The organism is Pseudoalteromonas sp. S2721, from assembly GCF_005887425.1.
In the GTDB taxonomy this organism is placed as follows: Bacteria; Pseudomonadota; Gammaproteobacteria; order Enterobacterales; family Alteromonadaceae; genus Pseudoalteromonas; species Pseudoalteromonas simplex.
In genome coordinates this window covers 1-205 of sequence record NZ_PNCZ01000121.1, presented here as the reverse complement: position 1 = coordinate 205, position 205 = coordinate 1, and the positions used below count along the sequence as shown (strand labels likewise).

General features: G+C 35.1%; 1 protein-coding gene. It reads left to right on the top strand.

Features of this window, described 5'->3' with window-relative positions:
- Positions 1-205 (top strand): hypothetical protein (locus CWC02_RS20885; protein ID WP_212751487.1); only part of this gene is annotated, 205 nt, incomplete at both ends.

The window sequence follows — 205 nt, the reverse complement described above, 5'->3', positions numbered from 1 at the left end:
ACTTTTATTAAAAGACCGTCAGCATATTTCAGCATTTAGTTATTCGATGCTGCACGATGAGGATACGAAGCTACCAAATAAACAATTTTTACTCGCTCAAATGATGAAAAAACTGTCGCAAAAGCCACATTTTTCAGTTTTATTATTTAAACCTCATGTACTCTCAAATGCACGTGCTACCTTTGGGGTTGAGCAAGCTAATATT